Here is a 21,165-nt window from a genome sequence, read left to right as displayed (position 1 = left end):
GCGGGTTGCACGAACGACCGATTTCAACCTGTAAGTCGCGGGCGTGCTGCCCTGAGTTTTTTCAAACTTGCAGGTTAGGGCGATTTTGGTTTTGGCAGGTCGGCACATCGCGCCGTGAAATCGGTGATTCGTGCAAGGCAGGCTGGGTACAGGGACTTCCTCACCAGGGCGTTGCGGCGGTTTTCCCGGAGGGACCCTTTCGCGGGTAAAAGAGTGAGTTTACGGGGTTGTCTCATGTAGAGTAGTTCCGTGTTGGTTTTATCAAGGCGTGTAGGCGAAAAGATTGTCATCGGTGACGGCATCGTAGTTACCGTGGTGGAAGTCCACCGTGATTCGGTGCGTTTGGGTGTGGATGCCCCCCGTTCCGTTCCGGTCAACCGGGCAGAACTGGTCCAGGCTGTTTCTGAAGAAAACCAGGCAGCGATGTCGGGTACCGAAGCCGCTGCTGCCTTGCAGTCCTTGCAATCTATTAAGCCCAAGTCTGGGCAGCCTCTGGATTTGCGCCGACTGATGCGGAGTTCGGCGGCGCTCCCAGGCGCCGCTTCGGCTTCGTCCCAAGCCTCCCCGGTCGTCTCGGCTCGGGTCACCCCGGCGTCGGTCGCACCACAGCAAAAGTCCCCCGCTGCCAAACCGATTCCGAAACCGCACCCGCCGGTGACGAAATAATCGTTGTGGGTTGTTTGTCCGGTCGTGAGAAAATTCCCCCCAAAGCTGGGCAAATCGTCCAAAAGCGCTCTAGAAATAGAGAAATATCGCTGAAAATTTGCTGAATTTGCTAAATAACTCATTTAAATGCGCGAAACTGGTGCGTAGACGGTGCCGCAGGCGCCACTTATTTGGGAGGTCGCTTTATGGGCGAAATGGATGAAATTGTCCGCGAATTCCTGGTCGAGTCCTATGAGAACCTCGATCAACTCGAGCAAGACATGGTGTCTTTGGAATCCGAACCTGGTTCAAAAGAACTCCTGTCTTCAATTTTCCGGACTATTCACACGATTAAAGGCACGTCAGGATTCCTGGCGTTCAACCGGCTTGAAAAGTTAGCCCACCGCGGTGAGAACTTGCTTTCCGAGCTCCGCGACGGCGTACGTGAGATGGATCAAGAGACCGCTGACGTGCTGCTGCTGATGGTAGACCGCATTCGTAACATTATGGGTTCGGTGGAAGAAACCGGTCAAGAGGGCGACGTGGATATTGAATCCGTCATCGCTCAGATTGAAGCTATTCAAGGCAAGACGTCGAGTGCGCCGCTACCGGCTGCCGATGGTATGGCAGGCGAACCGGCTCCGGCTGAGGCTGCTGCCCCGGCTGCGGATGCGCCGGTGGAAGTCCCGTTCTTGACTAATGTTGCTGATGAGAACGGCAACGTAAACTTGGGCGAGGACTTGGCGTCCGCGCCAGCTGCCCCGGCTGCGGATGCCCCGGCGGAAGTCCCGTTTTTGACAAACGTTGCTGACGAAAACGGCAACGTAAACTTGGGTGATGGCGCTGCTGAAGCTGCTGCCCCGGCGCCTGCCGAGACCGCTGCCCCGGCAGCTCAGGCTGCCCCGGCTGCAAAGCCGGAGCCCTCGGCACCGGCAGCTCCGAAGTCCTCGCTGCGCGCCGCCAAGAAGGACGATGCGAAACCGGCAGAACACGGTTCGTCCCGTTCCGCCGCGGACTCTTCCATCCGCGTGGATGTCGACCTGCTGGACGTATTGATGCGCGAAGTGTCCGAGTTGGTGTTGGTGCGTAACCAAATCGTGCGCCTGACCGATTCGATGACCGACATGAACCTGGTGCAGTCATCCCAGCGTTTGTCTATCGTTGCCACCGAGCTGCAAGAGGGCATTATGAAGACCCGGATGCAGCCCATCGAACACCTCTGGTCCAAGATGCCGCGCGTGGTGCGTGACTTGGCGAAGCAGACTGAAAAGAACGTGCAGCTGGTCATGATTGGCGGGGACACCGAACTGGATCGGTCCCTGCTGGAAGCCATCAAGGACCCACTGACGCACATGGTGCGTAACGCGGTCGACCACGGGGTGGAATCGCCCGAGGCACGCAAGGCTGCTGGTAAAGACCCGAAGGGTACCGTCACCCTGAAGGCTTACCACGCCGGTGGTCAGGTTGTAGTTGACATTATCGACGACGGTGCGGGTATCGATCCGGTTGTGGTGGCAAACAAGGCTCTGGACAAGGGTCTGGTCACCCAGCAGCAGCTCGGCGAAATGAGCGACAAGGAAATCTTTAACCTGCTGTTCCTGCCGGGATTCTCGACTGCAAAGAAAGTTTCGAACATCTCCGGTCGTGGAGTCGGCACCGACGTGGTCAAGACTTCCGTCGAGGCTATTGGCGGTACAGTCGATGTGGAATCCGAGTTGGGCAAGGGCTCGACGTGGCGGATGCGCATCCCGCTGACTTTGGCGATTCAGCCTTCTTTGACGGTTGAGTCCCACGGTGAGCTTTACGCCATCCCGCAGGTGTCCCTGCTCGAGTTGGTCGTGCTGGATTCATCCCGCAAGGAAACTTCCATGGAGTATGTCAACGCCTCGCCGGTGTACCGCCTGCGTGGCATGTTGCTTCCGCTGATTCGCTTGAGCCACGTGCTGCACCCCGAGGAAGCCAGCGACCGCGGTTCCGAAGCCAACGGCGTGATTGCCGTGCTGCAAAACGATGATCAACGGTTCGGCTTGGTGGTCGACAAGGTCATCAACAACGAAGAAATCGTGGTCAAGCCGCTGTCTTCGAAGCTCAAGTCCATCGGTCTGTACGCGGGCGCGACCCTGCTGGGCGATGGTCGCGTCGCGTTGATTCTGGATATTGGCGCGGTGGCGCGCAAGTCCCTGACTGGCGCGACGACTCAGGCGGCGCAAAAGGCGCAGATGGATGCGGAAGCCGCGCAGGCTCGCAGCTCCGAGATGACCGGTCAGGCTTTGGTGGTCGGGATTGGCGATGGTCGCCGCGTGGCGATTCCGCTGGCTGCCGTTACCCGTTTGGAGCACATCAGCGTCGAGGCAGTGGAGCGCGTGGGTGGTCGCGAGGTTATCCAATACCGGGGTCAGATTCTGCCTATCGTCCGTCTGGATCGCCTGCTCGGGGTCATGGACTACGAAGAGCCGAAGGACTTGCAGGTCGTGGTGTATCGCCGGGGCGAGCGTTCTGTGGCGATGGTGGTTCGCGAGATTCTGGACATCGTTGCGGACGACAAGCGCAAGCACTCCAACATCGAAGATCACGGCTTGCTGGGTTCTGCGGTGTTGAAGGACCGGGTCACCGAGCTGCTGGACGTCGAACAGGCGGTTCGCGCTGCCGACCCGACGTTCTTCGATGAAATCGAAGATTTCAACGCCGAACTCGAGATGAACTCTCGTCTGGATATGGTCGGAGCGTGATGAACGATGACGCAGTACGTAACTTTCCGCTTGGACGGAGCCCTTTACGGCATTGAAGTCAATCAGGTCACCGAGATTCTGCACGGTGAGGACATCACCAACGTGCCGCTCTCGCCGACTGCCATCACCGGTCTGGTGAACCTGCGCGGACAGATTGCCACCCTGATTGACCTGCGCAATCAGCTGCACCTGCCGCCGCGCGAGGATCCCCGCGAAGCCATGATGGTCGTGGTGGTGCTGGACGGTGAGACGCTGTCGCTGATGGTGGATTCAATTGGTGATGTTCGCGAAGTCGACGAGTCTGATTTCGAGGCTCCGCCGGACACGCTGGGTCAGGATATGCGCGAACTCATCCTGGGTGCGTACAAGCTGAGCGACGACCTGCTGCTGGTCCTCGATGTCGAGCGTGTGGTCGCTATCGGCGCGGAAGCCCGGGGGGCGTAAATTCGTGCCGTAATCTGAGATTGCTCAATCGGAGGGGGTCACTGCGGTGGCTCCCTCCGATTTGTCTGCACAAGGACGGGTGGCGGCGATATTTTTTCGGGTGCGGCTTTTCCGGTAATCTGTACGTACCCGCGCGCGTTTCGAGTCGGGAACGTCGCAAAGATGGCCGTCCGTTGTTGGGCGAAGAACTGTAAAACCAGTTAACCTTAACAGGGAAGAATACGCAGCTGAGGAGAGAGAATGGCTGGCATTAAAGTCCTCGTGGTGGACGATTCTGTCGTGGTGCGCAAGATTGTTACGGATGCGCTCAACGCTGACCCCAGTCTGGAGGTCGTAGGTACTGCCCCGAACGGCAAACTGGCGCTGATGAAGTGGAAACAGCTAAAGCCTGATGCCATCACGATGGACATAGAAATGCCCGAAATGGACGGTATTGAGGCGGTGCGCGAGCTGCGCAAGATGGGCTGTAAAGACCCCATCATCATGTTCTCCACCCTGACCCAGCGTGGCGCGACCGCGACTTTGGAAGCTCTCTCTGCCGGCGCTACGGACTACGTGACGAAACCGGCTAACCAGGGTTCCGTCCAGCAGTCCATTCAAAGTGTGCGGGAACAGCTGGTTCCTATCATTTTGGGCTTGCTGCCCAGCAAAGTTCGCGCGATTGGGGCGGTCTCTGCCAATTTGTCCCCCGAGGCGCGCGCCAATATTTCTTCCGTGCCGACCATGTTTGCCGGTCCGCTCAAACTCCACGACCGTACGGGTATGCCGGACAAGCCGATTCGTATCGTCATTCTCGGTTCTTCCACCGGCGGTCCCGAAGCTTTGACCAAGGTGATTTCCGGATTGAGCCGTCCCATGCCGATTCCGATGGTCATCACCCAGCACATGCCCCCGGTGTTTACCACCCAGTTGGCGGCGCGTTTGGACAAGCTGACTTCCGCGACGGTGCAGGAGGCTTCGGAAGGCATGATGTTGGCGCCGGGTCACATTTATCTGGCACCGGGCAACTTCCATATGACTTTTGCCGGCAATGCCGGGGCTCCACGCGTGAAATTGACCCAGACCCCGCCGGTAAACTTTTGCCGTCCTTCCGTGGACGTCATGTTTGACTCCGCGGTGAATCTCTATGGCGGAGATATGTTGGCAGTCGTGCTGACCGGCATGGGTCAGGACGGCAAGAACGGCTGTGGCAAGGTTTTGGAAGCAGGAGGACGCACCCTGGTGCAGGACGAACAGACTTCTGTGGTTTGGGGGATGCCAGGGGCGGTAGCTAACGCGGGCTTTGCAGACGAAATCCGACCGCTAGATGAGATTGCCACCCAGATTCAGCGCCACGTCCAGGCTTATGCTCCGGAGGCCAGACGATGAGCCTGACCCGCCAAACATTTGATTATGTGGCGGGATTGGTAAAGCAACGCAGTGCTATCCAACTTCCCGCCGGAAAGGAATACCTGGTGGAATCCAGGCTGGTTCCTTTGGCACGGGAAGCCGGATTTACTGGCGAAACTGCGGTGGACAAGTGGATTCAACAGGTTATCGCGACCCACCGGGCTGGGGACCTGCAAGATATTGCGGAAGCACTGACCACCAACGAAACCTCGTTTTTCCGTGATGTCACCCCGTTTAAGGGCTTGACCGAATCCGTGATTCCCGGCTTGGCTGAGGCTGGTCACCGTAACCTCTCGATTTGGTCCGCGGCTTGTTCCACCGGTCAGGAGCCATATTCCATTGCGATGAGTTTGCTGGAAATGCCACAGGCGCCGAATTTTTCCATTGTCGCCACGGATATTTCTCGGGCAGTGTTAGCTAAAGCGAAACAGGGTTTCTACACTCAGCTGGAGGTAAACCGCGGTCTGCCGGCGCCTATGCTGGTGCGTTACTTTGCTCGTGAGGGCGCCAACTGGGTCATTAGCCCGTCGCTGCGGTCGCGGATTAATTTCCAGGAACACAATCTGTTGTCGACCCCGCCCAAGGGTGGTCCTTTCCATATCGTGTTCATCCGTAACGTTTTGATTTATTTTGATATCAACACGAAGCGTGAGGTCTTGCGTCGCGTGGCGCACTCGATGGTGCCCGGCGGCTACCTGTTCTTGGGGGCGGCGGAAACCACCATGGGGATGGATCCGGTATGGGAGCGTGTGACCTTGACGAGTGGCGCGGTCTATAAGTTGAAAGGGGCCGGGAAATGAAAGCATTAATCGTTGACGACTCCCGTGCTATGCGTAAAATCATCGGCGGTATCCTGCGCCGGGAAGGATTTGAAGTCCTGGAGGCCAACGATGGGGAACAGGCTATGAAAATCTTGCATGACCCCGCCACGGGACGTGTCGATTTGGCGACAATCGACTGGAATATGCCGGTGATGAACGGGCTGGAACTGGTGGTCAATATCCGCGCAGAAAAGGAACTGCGCAATATCACGTTGATGATGGTGACCACCGAGTCGGAGCACTCGCAGATTGTGCGTGCCTTGGCGGCGGGGGCGCACGAGTATCTCATCAAGCCTTTCACTCCCGAAGCCGTCAACGAAAAGCTCATGCTGTTGGGGTTGGGGACTTGAGGAACTGTCAGACCCTGCGGGACGGTCGGTGAAACCAAATGCCCGGAGTCTGTCGTCAGTAAGGAACACGAGGAGAGCAAAATGGACCAGGAAATTCGCGAGGCGGTGTTGAACATTGCGAACGACGTTTTCTATGCCCTGATTGATAAACGCGAAGGCACTGTGAGGGAATGGACCGAAGAAATCGAGCCTTTTCAGGATCCGATTTATGCTTGGATAGAATCTCAAGGGGATAAGCAGCTGCGTGTCATGCTAGCGATGGAAGACTCCACAGCCAAGGACCTGACCAGAGCCATGTACCTCCTGGGCGAAACTGATGAAGTGACCGAAGAGGACCAGCGGGACGCTTTTGGAGAAATCGTCAATGTGATTGGCGGAAATATGAAATCAATCGTGGAAGATTCCGGAAACCTGGTTCTTCCCAAAGTTGAAAAAGAAAAACCGACTGACCAGGATTCACCTTTAGTTAGCGTAAACCTCAACTGGAAAGGCAAATTCCTGGTAGTCTCGATAAGTGACCTTAATACCCCGCGAGACGCGGCTTAAGGGTGAACACGGAGGTAATCGATGCGTATTATTGTTGCCGACGATTCGCGAGTGATGCGACAAATCGTGGTGCGTACCCTGCGCCAGGCGGGATTCGACTGGGAAGTCATGGAGGCCGAGGATGGCGCTCAGGCTTTGCAGTTGGCGCTGTCAGAATCCCCTGACTTGGTGCTGTCTGACTGGAATATGCCAAATATGCTGGGTATTGAGATGCTGCAGCAGCTGCGGGCGACGGGGTCAAAGATTCCGGTCGGGTTTGTGACTTCCGAGGGTTCCCCTCAGATGCGGGAAATCGCACAACAGGCGGGTGCGAACTTCCTGATTCAAAAGCCTTTTGATGCCGCCACCTTCAAGTCAATTTTAGGAGCGTTCAACCGATGAGTGCCACCCCTTTGCCTACCGCGAAAGAGATTCGCGACCTGTTTGAAATGCTGTTAGGACGCAGCGTTGAGGTTTCGCCGGACTACGAAATTCTCAAGCCGGATGAGGAATTCGGCTGCTGCGTGGCGTTCTTTAACGATGCGATGAATAACGTCTGTGCCGCCTGCATTATGGACCTGGATTTGTGTGCCTATGCCGGTGCCGCCCTGCAGCTGATTCCCGCTGCGGGGGCACAAGACGAAATCAACAACGGCACCTTGTCGGACAGCTACATTGAGAATGTCTACGAAATCCTCAACATTTTCTCGGGTCTGTTGAACAAGGACGATGCCCCTCACGTCACCATCGGTTTGATGTACACTCCCGGCGAGGAACTGCCCGGTAACGAGTACAAGATGGTTACCTCGTATGTGGAGCGTCGCGATTCTGTCCTCGACATCGAAGGTTACGGCAAGGGTCGCTTCGGCGTCATGTGCTTTAACTAGCGATTTCCCGCTGGGGGTTTAGCCCAGCTGATTCTTTTTACGTTTTTCCCCCGGCTGCGTGCCGGGGGAAAAACGTTTTAACCTGCAATGCCCTAGTTGCGCCAAGACATTAATAAGTTTTATTCCGGGTTCAGGGTGTGCGTGGATTATAGGGTGAATATAGGGCAGTAGCTGCCAATAATGGCAGCTACTGCCCAAATCCCACCTTATATTCACACCCCAGCACGTATCCTCCGGTACTTCCGACCAGTTATCCCCGGATTTTGCCGGCGTTTACCGACTCGCTGTCTGCGCTCGCGGCAGAATCGAGCTATCCGAACCCTTGCAGGGTGGTTTGAGGGCGTTGGCGCTTGTGTGAAAGAATGAACGCATGGCTGAACTTGTAGCTCCAGATTATGTTCCCAGCGACGTTCTCGAGCACCCGGTGACTGAGATTCCAGACATTCCAGGGTGGAAAAAGGCGGCAGCAGGCAAAGTCCGGGAAATCTTTATTCCCGAAGACGCTGCCGGAATCGCTACCGCGGATCGTTTGATGTTAGTGGCGACCGACCGGATTTCAGCTTATGACTTTATCCTCGATACCCCCATTCCCGGCAAGGGAGCGGTGTTGACCCAACTGTCTCGCTGGTGGTTTAACCAGCTAAACGGCTTGGTGGACACGCACTATTTGGGCGTTGACGTGCCGGCAGAGGTAGCGGGACGAGCGATGATTACCCGGCGACTGGAGATGTATCCGGTCGAGTGCGTGGCTCGTGGATATCTGACCGGTTCAGGATTAGTGGAATACAAGCAATCTGGTGGGGTGTGCGGCATTGCCCTGCCGCCGGGGCTGCGGGAAGCCTCGAAACTGTCCGAGCCGATTTTCACCCCCGCAATTAAGGCTGAACTGGGCGAACATGATGAAAATGTGTCCGCTGCCCGCATCGCCCAACTGCACGGACGGGCGGTGGCAAAAAACCTCATGGATTTGACGTTGCTGGTGTATCGCAAAGCTGCCGAGATCGCGGCGGAACGCGGGATCATCCTGGCTGACACCAAGTTTGAATTCGGCGCGTTGCCGGGACATTACGTTCACGGCGACACCGTCAGCGACGGATCTGCCTCTTTTGTGCTGGGAGACGAAGTCATCACCCCGGATTCCTCGCGCTTCTGGCCCGCCGACGCTTGGGTGGAGGGGCAGGTCACCCCCAGTTTCGATAAGCAGTACGTGCGAGACTGGTTGACAAGCCCCCAGTCGGGTTGGGATCGTCACGGCAGTGCCAAACCGCCAGCTTTGCCACCCGAGGTGGTCCAGCGCACCACCGAACGCTACCTCGAGGCGTACCGGATTCTGACCGGTCAACCTCTCATCTAAACTTTGAAACGCTTGCCGGAACCCCGGAAAGCCCCTATCCACGGAAAAGGAACAAAAATGGGAAAAATCGTTGTTGAGGTTATGGTGAAACCAGAGATTCTCGACCCGCAGGGCAAAGCCATTAAAGGCTCGTTAGCTCGCCTGGGAATCGAAAACTTTGTGGACGTGCGTCAGGGCAAACGCTTCACCTTGGACACCGCTGGTGATGTCACCGAAGCGGACCTTGAGGCGGCACGTCAGGCGGCACAGACCCTGCTGTCCAACCCGATTATCGAGGACGTTGTGGCTGTCAAAGCCGTCACGGAGGACCAAGCATGAGTGCAAAAGTTGGGGTCGTGACGTTTCCGGGGACCCTCGATGACCAAGACGCGCGCCGGGCGGTGCGGTTGGCAGGCGCCACGCCGGTGCAGCTGTGGCACCAGGATGCAGACTTGCACGAGGTTGACGCCATCGTCTTGGCAGGCGGGTTTTCGTACGGGGACTATTTGCGCTGTGGCGCGATTGCCCGTTTCGCTCCGGTGATGGAGTCTATCGTCGAGGCCGCTGGTCGGGGTATGCCAGTACTGGGGATTTGTAACGGGTTCCAGGTGTTGACTGAGGCGCATTTGCTGGATGGAGCCCTGATGCGTAACGAGCATAAAAAGTTCATTTGCCGCGACCAGGTGTTGCGGGTCGAAAACAATCACACAGCATGGACCAGCGAATTTAGCGAGGGCGAAGAAATCCTCATTCCGCTGAAAAACGGGGAGGGCAATTTCCGGGCTGACCCGCACACCGTGGAACGCCTCGAGGGCGAAGGTCAGGTCGTGTTCCGCTATGCCGGTCCGCTGGGTAACCCCAACGGTTCGCTAAACGACATTGCCGGGATTACCAATGCAAAAGGGAACGTGGTCGGCTTGATGCCCCACCCAGAGCACGCTGTGGAGCCGGGTTTCGGTCCCACTCCCGGCTCGCGCAACCGCGCCGGAACTGACGGTCTTAAGTTCTTTACTTCCGCGATTAACACGGTGCTGGTCTAAACGAAAGCCCATGTCGAAGAACCGCGACTGACCGTACCGCCCACCCAAAACTACTGAAGGAACCACTCATGACGACTTATGACACCGTTGAAAATGCTGCACAGACCCCCGATGAGCCGCAAGATTACCGGGCGTTGGGGCTGAAAGATGATGAATATGCTCACATCAAAGAGATTCTGGGACGCCGCCCTACCGCGGCGGAGCTGGCGATGTATTCCGTCATGTGGTCCGAGCACTGCTCGTATAAATCCTCAAAGAAGCATTTGAAGGAACAATTCGGCGCGAAAACCACTCCGGAAATGAAGAAAAACCTGCTGGTGGGCATGGGGCAAAACGCCGGGGTGGTCGACATCGGGGACGGCTACGCGGTGACGTTTAAAGTCGAGTCGCACAACCATCCGTCTTTTGTCGAACCATATCAGGGCGCTGCCACCGGGGTAGGTGGCATCGTGCGCGACATCATGGCGATGGGGGCGTGCCCGGTTGCGGTCATGGACCAGCTGCGTTTCGGCGCGGTGGACCACCCCGATACGGCTCGCGTGGTGCATGGCGTGGTTGCTGGCGTGGGTGGCTACGGAAATTGCCTGGGGCTGCCCAATATCGGCGGCGAGACTGAGTTTGACCCCAGCTATCAAGGAAACCCGCTGGTCAACGCCTTGTGCTTGGGGGTGCTGCGGCATGGGGACATTCACTTGGCGAACGCGACCGGGGTGGGTAACCACGTGGTGCTGTTCGGGGCACGCACCGGCGGTGACGGTATCGGCGGGGCATCCATCCTCGCGTCCGAGTCGTTCGAGGACGGGATGCCCGCAAAGCGTCCCAGCGTCCAGGTCGGCGACCCGTTCATGGAAAAAGTCTTGATTGAATGCTGTTTACAGCTGTTTAAAGCCGGCGTGGTAGAGGCGATTCAAGACCTCGGAGCGGCGGGGATTTCCTGCGCCACGTCCGAGCTGGCAGCAAACGGAGACTCGGGTATGCACGTGGACCTAGAGAAAGTCCTGTTGCGTGACCCGACCTTGACCGCTGGGGAAATCCTCATGAGCGAGTCTCAAGAGCGCATGATGGCGATTGTTTCAGAATCGCACCTCAGCGAGTTTGTGGACATTGTCCGCAGGTGGGATGTGGAATATGCTGTGATTGGCGAGGTCACCGGGGACGGGCGTTTGACGGTGGATCACCACGGTCAGCGCATTGTGGACGTGGACCCGAAAACGGTTGCCATTGATTCTCCCGTCTACGACCGCCCTTATGCGAAACCGTCTTGGCAAGACGCGCTGAACGCGAACACGGTGTTGGAAGCGATGGCGCGCGACGAGTTGGCGATGCCGGGGGACACCGACCCGGAGAAACTGCGCCAAGAAATCCTTGACGTGTGTGTGACCAGCCCGAACGAGGCAGCAAAGAATTGGGTGACGGACCAATACGACCGGTTCGTGCGCGGCAACACCGCTCTGTCTCAGCCGGATGATGCCGGGGTCGTTCGCGTGGTCGAAGAGACTGGGCGCGGGGTGGCGCTGGCTACGGATGCGAACGGGTGGTACACCAAGTTGAATCCTTATGCTGGGGCGCAGCAGGCGCTGGCGGAGGCTTACCGCAATGTGTGCGTGGTCGGGGCGCGCCCGATGGCGATTACCGACTGCCTGAACTTCGGCAACCCGGAGGATTCGGACGCCATGTGGCAGCTGGTGACGGCGATGACGGGTTTGGCAGACGGCTGCGCCACGCTGAAAGTGCCCGTGACCGGCGGTAACGTTTCGCTGTATAACTCGTCCGGGGACACGATGGGTCAGCCGGATTCTTCTATCAACCCGACCCCGGTGGTGGGTATGCTGGGGCTGATGGATTCGGTGACGCGGGTGGCGCCTGCCGGTTTTGTGGGGCAAGGGCAACAGCTTTTGCTGCTCGGCGCCAAAACTGCCGCGGAGCTGGACGGGTCGGCGTGGGCGCGATTCCACGGGCACTTCGGCGGGCAACCGCCGGTGGTGGATTTTGCCGCGGAACAGGCGCTGGGTGAAGTGCTGATTGCTGGCGCGACCAGCGAGGCTCACCTCGGAGCGCATGACCTGTCTAACGGCGGTTTGGCACAGGCCGTGGTAGATATGGCGTGCCGTTTTGAAATCGGGGCGCGCCTGGACTTGCGTCAGCTTGAGGCCGAAACGGGGCTGGGCGCGACGGCGCTGCTGTTCAGTGAGACGCAGGCACGAGCCGTGGTTTGTGTTCGCACGAGCCAGGTTGACGAGGTGTGTCGCAACGCAGCAGCGGCGGGCATCGGTGTGTGGCGGATTGGCGAAAGTGGCGGGCATGACCTGTCGATTACTTTCTCGCAGGGTGAAGTGAGCTTCGCGGTGAAAGACTTGGTTCACGCCAGCACCCAGGTCTTGCCCGATTTGTTCGAATAACCCTCGCGTAGAGGTAGCGAAACCGCATAAACCTGCATATTTTGCGGCTTTCGCATAGAATTACCACGTCAGTGGTTAGCGCTGACTATCAGTCCAGAGGAGATATAAGCTATGGCGATTTTGACAATTGGCGACGAGTTCCCGGAGTACGACTTTCAGGCAGTAGTCGGCGGGGTGCTCTCTGAGCTGCCCGTTAACAAGGAAGAAGACTACTTTACCAGGGTGCGCTCCGCTGACGTGCCGGAGGGGCAGTGGCGACTGTTTATCATGTGGCCCAAGGACTTCACTTTTGTGTGCCCCACCGAGTTAGCCGGAATCGCCGGAGTGTATGAGGATTTGCAGGAACGCCACTGTGACGTGGTGGCGGTGAACACTGATTCCGAGTACGTCCACCTGGCTTGGCGCTCCAGGGACGAGCTGCTGAAAAACGTCCCGTTCCCCTTGGCGAGCGACCTGACTCATGACTTCTTGAAAGCGGTCGGGGTGTTGAACCGCGATGGTGTGTGTGATCGTGCGTCGTTCTTGGTCGACCCCGATAACCGGGTGCGTTTTGTCTCGGTTGACGATGGCTCGGTCGGGCGTAACGCCGAGGAGCTGGTGCGCCAGCTCAACGCTTTGCAATCCGGCGGTTTGACTTCGTGCGGGTGGCATCCGGGCGAACCGACTCTCGATGTGTTCAAAGCGGCTACGAACATGGTGTCGCTGTCAATCTGATTTGGTTTTCATCTTCACGACCGGGGAACCCCATGGGTTTCCCGGTCGCTTTTTTAGATGGGCGTTGTGTGCGTTGTGTGCGTTTGGATCGGGCGCACCAGGGCGGTGTGGGTGGTTGCCGAGTTTTGTCCGTGTTGGTGGGGATTCGGGGTGTGCACCAGGGGGCGCCGCGACCCTCCCCAAACGCTACGAGACACGTCCAAGATGCGGAACGATTCTTTTGCGAAATGAGACAGGTGGTATATTTGGCGCGACAAAATCAATTAAACAAAGGAGCGTAAACTCGTGCATCCTAAACTAGAAAAAGTATTACAAGAAACTGCTCACCGTAACCCCGGCGAACCGGAGTTTCTCCAAGCTTTGACTGAGGTGCTCATCTCGCTGGATCCGATTATCGAACGGCATCCGGAATACGCCGACTACGGGCTGCTGGAGCGTTTGACCGAGCCGGAACGCCAGATTATTTTCCGCGTTCCCTGGGTCGATGATAATGGTGATGTCCAGGTCAACCGGGGCTACCGCGTGGAGTTCAACAGCGCGCTGGGTCCCTACAAGGGCGGCTTGCGTTTCCACAAGTCGGTGAACCGCAACATCATCAAGTTCCTGGGGTTCGAGCAAATCTTTAAGAACGCCTTGACGAACCAGGGCATCGGTGGCGGCAAGGGCGGCTCTGACTTTGACCCGCACGGCAAGTCGGATAACGAGGTCATGCTGTTCTGCCAGTCCTTCATGACCGAGCTGTACCGTCACATTGGCGACAAGACCGACGTTCCCGCTGGTGACATCGGTGTGGGTGGTCGCGAGATTGGCTACCTGTTCGGTCAGTACAAGCGCCTGACCGGCGTGCACGAAGCTGGCGTGTTGACCGGGAAAGGTCTGGGCTGGGGCGGTTCGCTGGTTCGTACCGAAGCGACCGGTTATGGACAGGTCATGTTCGCCCGGTTCATGGCAGAAGATCGCGGAGAGTCTCTGGAAGGTTTGACCTGCGCTGTCTCCGGTTCGGGTAACGTGGCGATTTACGCCATCGAGAAAGCCCAGCAGCTCGGTGCCAAGCCGGTGACCTGTTCGGACTCTGACGGCTGGGTGTATGACAAGGAAGGCATCGACCTGGACTTGCTCAAAGAGATTAAGGAACATCGCCGCGGTCGGGTTTCTGACTATGCGGCGCAGCGTCCCAGCGCGGAGTTCCACGATTCCGGTCGAGTCTGGGCTGTCCCGGTGGACGTAGCACTGCCTGCCGCTACTCAGAACGAGATTGACGAAAATGACGCGCGAACCCTGGTTAAGAACGGCTGCAAGTATGTGGCAGAGGGCGCAAATATGCCTTCCACCCCGCAGGCTATTGAAGTGTTCCAGTCCGCTCCCGACGTTTCCTACGCGCCGGGCAAGGCTGCTAACGCCGGTGGGGTGGGGACTTCCGCCTTTGAGATGGAACAGAACGCTTCGCGTTCCCGCTGGTCATTTGAATATGCCGAGGAACGTTTGGAAGCCATGATGCGCGAGATTCACAACGACTGCTTGGCGACTGCTGAGGAATACGGCAAGCCTGGCGACTACGTTTATGGCGCGAACATTACCGGTTTCCGCCGGGTCGCTGATGCCATGCTGGCACACGGCGTCATCTGATTTTTGCCTACCTGACACGAACGACCGATTTCACTTTGGCTGGAGTCAAACTTTCAATATCCAAATCGCTATAACCTGGTAGTTTAGGAAATTGATAAAGGGTGAAAGCCCTGACTCTGGTTTGAAATCGGTCGTTCGTGCATGTATCTCCGGGGTGCTGGTGCAAATTACAGGTTTTGCAGTTGCGCCAAAGTGGCTGCGGGGGATAAATCCGAGGGGAAATTGAACCCGGCGCGGGGCGATAGCGTCATGCCCTCCCAGATGACCGGTCCATCGACCGAGGTAGAGCGTTTGTACTGCTGGGTCAGGAAACGGCGATAAAACACTTCCAGCCATTTCAGCACTTCCTCGCGGGTAAAGTAGCGATCCTCGTTTTGCCCGCTGCCATGGGAACAGCACGGAGAGCTGCCGATGGAATCCGGGCAGGTATCATCCGTACCCACGGCGTGTGCAGCATCCGGGTCGGCGCATTCCTCGGGTTTGGTGAACGCCGCCAGCGCCAGGAATCCGACCAGGTCCGGTCCGGCCCCGCGCAGCGTGTGGTACAGAAAGAAATCATGCAACAGGTACGGTCCGATTGACCCCTCGGTCGTCTGGTGTTGCGTCTGACCATCGCTGTCATGGTCAGGAATCAGCTCCGGGGTGACATCGGTGGCGATGATGGATTCCACTGTGTCACGCAATGCTGCGGGGTCGGCGATGAGATTGCGTTCAATCAGCACCGTGGCGGCTTCGCGAATCAAATCAGGCATCATCGACTTGGGTACCCCACAGTTCACGGAATAGTGGCTCATGTGATCCCCGACCCCGTAAGTCGTCCACCCCAGCGCACTTTCGGACAAATCCCCGGTTCCCAGCACGAATCCGTGTCGCTGGTTAGCCAGGCGGAACAGGTAGTCGCTGCGTAGCCCCGCCTGTACGTTTTCAAAAGTAACGTCATAGATGGGTTCGCCGTGTCCGGCAGGATGCCCCATCGTCTTTAGCATCTCGGTGGCAGCCGGGCGGATGTCGATAAGTTCGCAGTTCACCCCCACTGCGGCGGCAAGTTTTTGAGCGTTGCTCTTGGTGTGTGCCGAAGTGGCAAAGCCGGGCAGGGTAAAGGTGAGAATTTCCGGCTTGCAACCAGCGCTGTCGCGGGTGTTTTCAAGGTGCTCCGCCGGCGAAAGCAAATCGTTGCTTTTGCGGTTCGGCTCCGCCGTTTGCCGCCCCGACTCATGCGCTAAAGCGCTGTCGCGGGCGGCAGTAGCGACCAACAGCGCCAGCGTGGAGTCCAGACCGCCGGAAATCCCCAAAATAATGTTCGCATTCCCCAGCGCCTGCAAGCGTCTCACCAGGGCGTCGCGCTGTATATCAAAGGCTTCCCGCAGGTCAGCCCGGTAGCGCCGGTCAGACACGGGCACCAGGGGACGCTGCGCGGGGGGCTGCAGCAGGGGAATCTCGGTGCCCAAATCCAGGGCTACCTCGAAGCTTCCGTATCCGGTCAGCTCGGTATAGCTCGGACCAGTGTAGCGCACCGACCGCGCCAGTTCCGGCAGCACGATGTCTGCCAGGGTCAAACCGGCTTGGCTCAGGTGCGTTTCGGCAGCCAGGACCTGACCATCAGCGGCAATGTATCCGCTGGCGCTGTAGGTCCCGTCGGTGGATGATTCGCCGTGGGAACCGATGGTTTGTACGACTGCCAGGTGCAGGTCCCGAGACAGGGTCCGGGCCGCGCGGTGCAGGTGCCGGATGGAGCCGACCGTGTGCGCTGGTGCCGCCAGGTGGGCGATGATTGTGGCGGTGGGCAGGGAATTCCCGGACATGGCAGCGCCGAAAGAATTGCGGGTATAAAAGCTCGTCGGAGTGGGGGCGTCGTAGGTAGCCAGTCGATTCAACGAGCCGACTACGGGCACAATATGCAGCCCCGGCAGGTTCGTGGCAGAAAATCCCCAGCTCTGTTCCATGTCGTCGTGGACGTCTCCGCCCCAGATGGACACGGCGCGCGACACCCCGCCGAGCCGCGCCCCGACTATGGTCACGATGGACAGGTCCGCGGTCTGGGTCGCAATCCAATGCAGTGCTGACACGGTGGCGTTGGCGACCGCGGTGTTGGCACCCCAATCTCCGAGCGTCACGCCGGTCAGGCAGTCCTGGGGAAACACCACCAGGGCGGCGTGTTGGGCAGCGGCAGCCCGTGCCAGTTCGACGATTTGGCGGGCATTAGCGTGGGGGTCTCCCAGCTGGATGGTAAAAGTCGCGCTGGCTACGCGCGCGATTCCGTGAGCATAGATGTTATCCATGCAACCAGTTTAGTCGACCCCCGCCCCGCGGTTCTCCGGCTTGCCCCGCCGTTTCGCCCCTCTGTGTGGGGGCATCTTCGCGGTTCGCCCGTCGCATCGACACGGGGTGCTTTCCCGGATTGTCAGAGTTGCGCACAGTTGGCACATATACCTCCACTTTGGGCGCAGGTTTTGCTTAGAATTAACCCCGGAAAGGGGTACGTGATGGAACACCTGGTACGTAAAACTGCGATAAAACTGGCTGATGGCCGCGATTTGTTCTATTTTGATGATTCTGAGCCGTATGTTTCGGGGCGGGCGACTCGTCGTTGCGACGATCCGCGCCCGTTGCCTCCTCGGTTTGAATCGGGGGATGCAAGAGGTACATCGGGTCCGATTATGCGTCGGGACCCGTTGACGGGGGATTGGATTCCGATGGCGGCGCATCGTATGAACCGCACTTTCCTGCCGCCCGCGGATGCTAACCCGCTGGGTCCGGCGCGTCCCGGCGCGACCTATCAGGACGGGGAGATTCCAGACACTGATTATGACGTGGTGGTTTTTGAAAACCGTTTTCCGTCCCTGCTGGAAGTCCCCGGTGTAAGTAACGCCGAGACTCACCCGGATGGTCAGGACCTGTTTTGTGAACGCCCCGCGAACGGGCGTTGCGAAGTCGTGTGTTTCGGTCCGGACTTGCACACGAACCTGGTTTCGATGGGACCGCAGCGGATGCAAACCGTCATTGCAGCCTGGGCGGATCGCACTGCCGCGCTGTCGGCGTTGCCCCAAATAAAACAGGTTTTCGTGTTTGAAAATCACGGCGAGGACATCGGAGTCACCTTGTCGCATCCTCACGGTCAGATTTATGCTTACCCTTACCTGACGCCGAAAACCGCGGCGATGCTGCGCCAGGCACGGGCGTTGGGGCAGAAAACCGGTGACCCGGAGGTGAACCTCATCGCCTCCGTGCGGGACGCGGAACTCCAGGCAGGCACGCGTGTGGTGGCAGAAAATGCGCATTGGGTACTCTATGTCCCGGTTGCGGCACGGTGGCCTATCGAGTTTCACCTGGTGCCGCGGCGTATCGTGCCGGATTTCGCGGCTTTGGACGCGGCGCAGCGCGAAGCGTTGGCAGATATTTACCTAAAGATGATGATTGTGGCGAACCATTTTCATCGGGAACCGGCGCGTGGCGAGGATGCGCAGCCGGGGGCATATTTGCCGGTCAACTATATTTCGGCGTGGCACCAAGCGCCGTTGTCGCCCGCGGACGGTCGCGCTCAGTTGGGTTTGCACTGTGAGTTTTTCTCTTTCTTGCGCGCACCGGGCAAGTTGAAATACCTCGCGGGTTCCGAGTCGGGGATGGGTGCCTGGATTTCCGACACGACTCCGGAAAAAATCGCTACTCGCGCCCGCCAGGCGGCGCGCGAGTGTGTGGAACTGGACGCTTTTGCGGGTCTGGACTATCCCACGACTTTCCGCTAGGCGCCACCGCCCCACCGCCTACTCCCTAAATGGGTAAACCAAGTCAACCGCCCTTCTGAACCAAATCCGATAATCTACACCACGAAACGAGGCAAAACATGAGCGATTCCACCCCCGCTAATCCAGCCCAAACCCCTGCCGCCCCTGCCGCCCCGGTCAATCCTCCGGCTGGCTCAGACTCGGCGCAGCCACTATTCATGGACCCCTACCCGACCCAACAGGGGGCTGCCCGCGTCACCGAGCTGTTCCAGCGCACGTTTGGGGCGGCACCGGCGGGCGTGTTTCGCGCCCCCGGACGGGTCAATGTCATCGGGGAACACACGGATTACAACGGCGGGGTCGCGCTGCCGCTGGCCCTGCCGCACGCGACTTATGCCGCGATGCGTCCGCGCTCGGATCGCAGGTTGCGCCTGATTTCCGCCCAGTTCGCTCCCGGCAGTGCGGCTCTGGAACTGGATTTGGACGAGTTTTCCCGCGGTCTGACCGATGCGATTCCCGAGGACGGTTCGCGCTTGGTGCGCGGACCGGCGGCTTACGTGGGGGGCACGATTTTGAGCCTGGAGGACGTGTTGGAACAGCCGGGGGCGGCGACCGGCTTTGATATTGCGGTGGATTCCTGCGTGCCGCTGGGGTCGGGGCTATCCTCGTCGGCGGCGCTGGAATGTGCCGTGGCGGTCGGGGTGGATGCGCTGTGCGGGTTTGGCTTGGCGGGGTCGATTCCCGGTCGTCACCAGCTGGTTGACGCGGGTCGACGGGCAGAAAACTTTTATGTCGGAGCGCCTACGGGTGGGCTGGATCAGGCGGCAGCGCTGCTGAGCCACCCGGATAAGGTGTTCCTGTTGGACTGCCGGACGTTTGAGACTATCGATTTCCCGTTTGCGCTGGCGCCAGCGGGGATGGAACTGTTAGTCATTGATACGCGGGCGCGTCATGACTTGGCAGATGGTCAATACGCGGCGCGCCGTCAGACCTGCGAGATTGCGGCGGCAGCGATGGGGGTGGAGTTCCTGGGCGAGCTGGCAGGGGTGCTGCAGCCCTCTGACTTTGACCGTCCGCTGCAAAACCCAGATATTGCAGCGATTTTGTCCCGGCTTTCCGAGCGGCTGGGCGAGGGTGAATCGGCGGTAGAAGTGTTCCGTCGGGCGCGCCACGTGCTCACGGAAATCGTGCGGACCCGCAACTTTGCTTACGAGCTGATGCGTCCCACGGTGGATTGGCACAAGTTGGGTCAGCTGATGAACGAATCTCACGAGTCGCTGCGTGTCGATTATGAGGTTAGCTGCCCGGAGTTGGATTTGGCAGTTCAGGCGGCGCGGGATGCCGGGGCGTTGGGGGCGCGCATGACGGGCGGTGGTTTCGGCGGCTGTGCTATCGCGCTGGTTAGCCTGGATGACGTGGATCGGGTCGCGCGAGACGTGACTGCCGCGTTCCTCCAAGCTGGTTGGGAACGCCCCGCGTTCTTGGTTGGGGAACCTTCCGCTGCTGCCGGTCAGGTTTAGTTTGCTGCCGGTCCTCACCAGCTTGGTGTGTAACCAGCCCGGTTTATCGCGGGCGCGGAATGGCGCCAGCCGGGGGTCAGTGGCGGAATGTGCCGTGCGCGGTGCCAAAACGCCGGCATAGCATGGGACCGGCCTCATCAGAGACCGGTCCCGGATGTTTGTAGTGTTTTGTTAGCTCAGCAGCAGGTTTTGTGCGGCAGTCGTGCTGACCCGATGCGCTGCAATCGCAGCTGAGGGGGCAGCGGCAATAGTGGACTGGGTATCCTGTGCGGCAGCGCCAGCCTGGTCGGGGGTCAGAGCCGAACCGCCCAGTTCGTCGAGATTGCCGGTCAGGGAGTTGAACAGTCCGCCCAGCGCGAAAGTCTGTGCCGCGATTTGAATCTTGGCGTGAGACAGCAGCAAATCGGCGTGGTCCACGGATTTCATCGAGGTGGCTTTGTCATCCAGATTAATAGCGGCGATGCCACGTCCCCCGGTAGCTAACAGGGACGCCAAATCCTGCAAATCCGCAGAACCAATCGCCACGGTGACACCTGCGCCGTGTGCGCCGGGAGCGATAGAAAAGTCGGTGCCGTCCAGGACGTCCTGGTCTTGATAGCGCGCCGCGTGCAGGGTTTGATCCAGGCGGGAGAGTCCGTCAGCCAGAGCTAAACGGGCGGAAGGGTCGGATTTGCCCGCTTCAACGACGCTGTGTATCCATTCCAGGTGTTTCGCGGCGGCATCCAGGTGCTCGTTGGCGACACGTAAGACTTCCACTCCGCGTTGGGCAGCGGCGAGTGTCTGGTGAGTCTGACCGACTTTCGCTGCCAGGGGGTTTGCCCGCAAATCCAAGGAATCCGCGTGGTTGGGTGCCGCCGCGCGTTGCAGAGCATCGGTGCTCCGGGTGGGGGCAGTCGCAGCTGCCGGTTGCATTGCCTGCAGGCTGGCGTTGGTGTTGGTGGTCAGTTGCACTACCATGATGGCCTTCCTTAGCGTCTCGTCGTTCCGGTAATCCTGGGACTAAAGTGTATGGATGGTGACT

19 protein-coding genes are annotated in these 21,165 nt (G+C 58.8%); 17 read left to right on the top strand and 2 right to left on the bottom strand.

The features are described 5' to 3' along the window. The first annotated feature begins 249 nt into the window (after positions 1 to 249). From csrA to gdhA, 15 genes are all read left to right on the top strand, one after another. A complete protein-coding gene (gene csrA, locus HMPREF0576_RS09615; RefSeq protein ID WP_004011277.1) occupies positions 250 to 666 on the top strand; it encodes a carbon storage regulator CsrA in 417 nt (138 codons plus the stop codon). 185 nt (positions 667 to 851) lie between these two features. Then, complete coding sequence (locus tag HMPREF0576_RS06895; protein ID WP_004011276.1) at positions 852 to 3,374, top strand: chemotaxis protein CheA; 2,523 nt, start codon at positions 852 to 854, stop codon at positions 3,372 to 3,374. 6 nt (positions 3,375 to 3,380) lie between these two features. Next, complete coding sequence (locus tag HMPREF0576_RS06890) at positions 3,381 to 3,818, top strand: chemotaxis protein CheW (protein WP_004008847.1); 438 nt, start codon at positions 3,381 to 3,383, stop codon at positions 3,816 to 3,818. Between the two features lie 240 nt (positions 3,819 to 4,058). Then, positions 4,059 to 5,186: a protein-glutamate methylesterase/protein-glutamine glutaminase gene (locus HMPREF0576_RS06885; protein WP_004007551.1), complete on the top strand. Its 1,128-nt coding sequence runs from the start codon at positions 4,059 to 4,061 to the stop codon at positions 5,184 to 5,186. Next, the gene (locus HMPREF0576_RS06880; RefSeq protein ID WP_004007550.1) at positions 5,183 to 6,007 is read left to right on the top strand and encodes a CheR family methyltransferase; all 825 of its coding nucleotides are present in this window, start codon (positions 5,183 to 5,185) and stop codon (positions 6,005 to 6,007) included. Before HMPREF0576_RS06885 ends, HMPREF0576_RS06880 begins: the two co-directional genes overlap by 4 nt. After that, positions 6,004 to 6,378, top strand: a complete 375-nt coding sequence (locus tag HMPREF0576_RS06875) for a response regulator (RefSeq protein ID WP_004007549.1) — start codon at positions 6,004 to 6,006, stop codon at positions 6,376 to 6,378. The genes HMPREF0576_RS06880 and HMPREF0576_RS06875 overlap by 4 nt, the downstream gene beginning before the upstream one ends. A gap of 81 nt (positions 6,379 to 6,459) precedes the next feature. Continuing rightward, positions 6,460 to 6,924: a chemotaxis protein CheX gene (locus tag HMPREF0576_RS06870; RefSeq protein ID WP_004007548.1), complete on the top strand. Its 465-nt coding sequence runs from the start codon at positions 6,460 to 6,462 to the stop codon at positions 6,922 to 6,924. A gap of 21 nt (positions 6,925 to 6,945) precedes the next feature. Continuing rightward, entirely contained in the window at positions 6,946 to 7,305 is a 360-nt protein-coding gene (locus tag HMPREF0576_RS06865; RefSeq protein ID WP_004007547.1) for a response regulator, read from the top strand. Then, positions 7,302 to 7,790, top strand: coding sequence for a hypothetical protein (locus tag HMPREF0576_RS06860; RefSeq protein WP_004007546.1), 489 nt, complete (start codon positions 7,302 to 7,304; stop codon positions 7,788 to 7,790). Before HMPREF0576_RS06865 ends, HMPREF0576_RS06860 begins: the two co-directional genes overlap by 4 nt. Positions 7,791 to 8,160: 370 nt before the next feature. Then, positions 8,161 to 9,144 (top strand): phosphoribosylaminoimidazolesuccinocarboxamide synthase, encoded by a 984-nt coding sequence (locus tag HMPREF0576_RS06855; RefSeq protein ID WP_004007545.1) that lies wholly within the window; start codon positions 8,161 to 8,163, stop codon positions 9,142 to 9,144. Positions 9,145 to 9,201: 57 nt separating this feature from the next. Beyond that, positions 9,202 to 9,462 (top strand): phosphoribosylformylglycinamidine synthase subunit PurS, encoded by a 261-nt coding sequence (purS, locus tag HMPREF0576_RS06850; RefSeq protein ID WP_004007544.1) that lies wholly within the window; start codon positions 9,202 to 9,204, stop codon positions 9,460 to 9,462. Further along, entirely contained in the window at positions 9,459 to 10,163 is a 705-nt protein-coding gene (gene purQ, locus HMPREF0576_RS06845; RefSeq protein WP_004007543.1) for a phosphoribosylformylglycinamidine synthase subunit PurQ, read from the top strand. The genes purS and purQ overlap by 4 nt, the downstream gene beginning before the upstream one ends. A gap of 68 nt (positions 10,164 to 10,231) precedes the next feature. Further along, the gene (gene purL, locus HMPREF0576_RS06840; protein ID WP_004011275.1) at positions 10,232 to 12,562 is read left to right on the top strand and encodes a phosphoribosylformylglycinamidine synthase subunit PurL; all 2,331 of its coding nucleotides are present in this window, start codon (positions 10,232 to 10,234) and stop codon (positions 12,560 to 12,562) included. A gap of 111 nt (positions 12,563 to 12,673) precedes the next feature. Beyond that, positions 12,674 to 13,276 carry a redoxin domain-containing protein gene (locus HMPREF0576_RS06835; protein ID WP_004007541.1) on the top strand — a complete coding sequence of 201 codons (603 nt, stop codon included), beginning with the start codon at positions 12,674 to 12,676 and terminating at the stop codon, positions 13,274 to 13,276. 285 nt (positions 13,277 to 13,561) lie between these two features. Continuing rightward, complete coding sequence (gene gdhA / locus HMPREF0576_RS06830; protein ID WP_004007539.1) at positions 13,562 to 14,902, top strand: NADP-specific glutamate dehydrogenase; 1,341 nt, start codon at positions 13,562 to 13,564, stop codon at positions 14,900 to 14,902. A gap of 167 nt (positions 14,903 to 15,069) precedes the next feature. Here gdhA and HMPREF0576_RS06825 read toward each other — a convergent pair whose 3' ends face one another. Beyond that, the gene (locus HMPREF0576_RS06825) at positions 15,070 to 17,181 is read right to left on the bottom strand and encodes a hypothetical protein (RefSeq protein WP_004011274.1); all 2,112 of its coding nucleotides are present in this window, start codon (positions 17,179 to 17,181) and stop codon (positions 15,070 to 15,072) included. A 204-nt stretch (positions 17,182 to 17,385) separates the two neighbouring features. Here HMPREF0576_RS06825 and galT point away from each other — a divergent pair, with 204 nt between their 5' ends. Both galT and galK read left to right on the top strand, forming a co-directional pair. Continuing rightward, positions 17,386 to 18,645, top strand: a complete 1,260-nt coding sequence (gene galT, locus HMPREF0576_RS06820) for a galactose-1-phosphate uridylyltransferase (RefSeq protein ID WP_036324333.1) — start codon at positions 17,386 to 17,388, stop codon at positions 18,643 to 18,645. A 98-nt stretch (positions 18,646 to 18,743) separates the two neighbouring features. Beyond that, positions 18,744 to 20,144, top strand: coding sequence for a galactokinase (gene galK, locus HMPREF0576_RS06815; protein ID WP_004011271.1), 1,401 nt, complete (start codon positions 18,744 to 18,746; stop codon positions 20,142 to 20,144). Between the two features lie 171 nt (positions 20,145 to 20,315). Here the strand turns inward: galK and HMPREF0576_RS06810 are convergent, their stop codons facing one another. Then, positions 20,316 to 21,101, bottom strand: coding sequence for a hypothetical protein (locus HMPREF0576_RS06810; protein WP_004011267.1), 786 nt, complete (start codon positions 21,099 to 21,101; stop codon positions 20,316 to 20,318). Positions 21,102 to 21,165: the final 64 nt, after the last annotated feature.

It is taken from the genome of Mobiluncus holmesii ATCC 35242 (assembly GCF_000185445.1).
Classification (GTDB): domain Bacteria; phylum Actinomycetota; class Actinomycetes; order Actinomycetales; family Actinomycetaceae; genus Mobiluncus; species Mobiluncus curtisii.
This window is presented reverse-complemented; position numbering and strand designations above follow the sequence as displayed.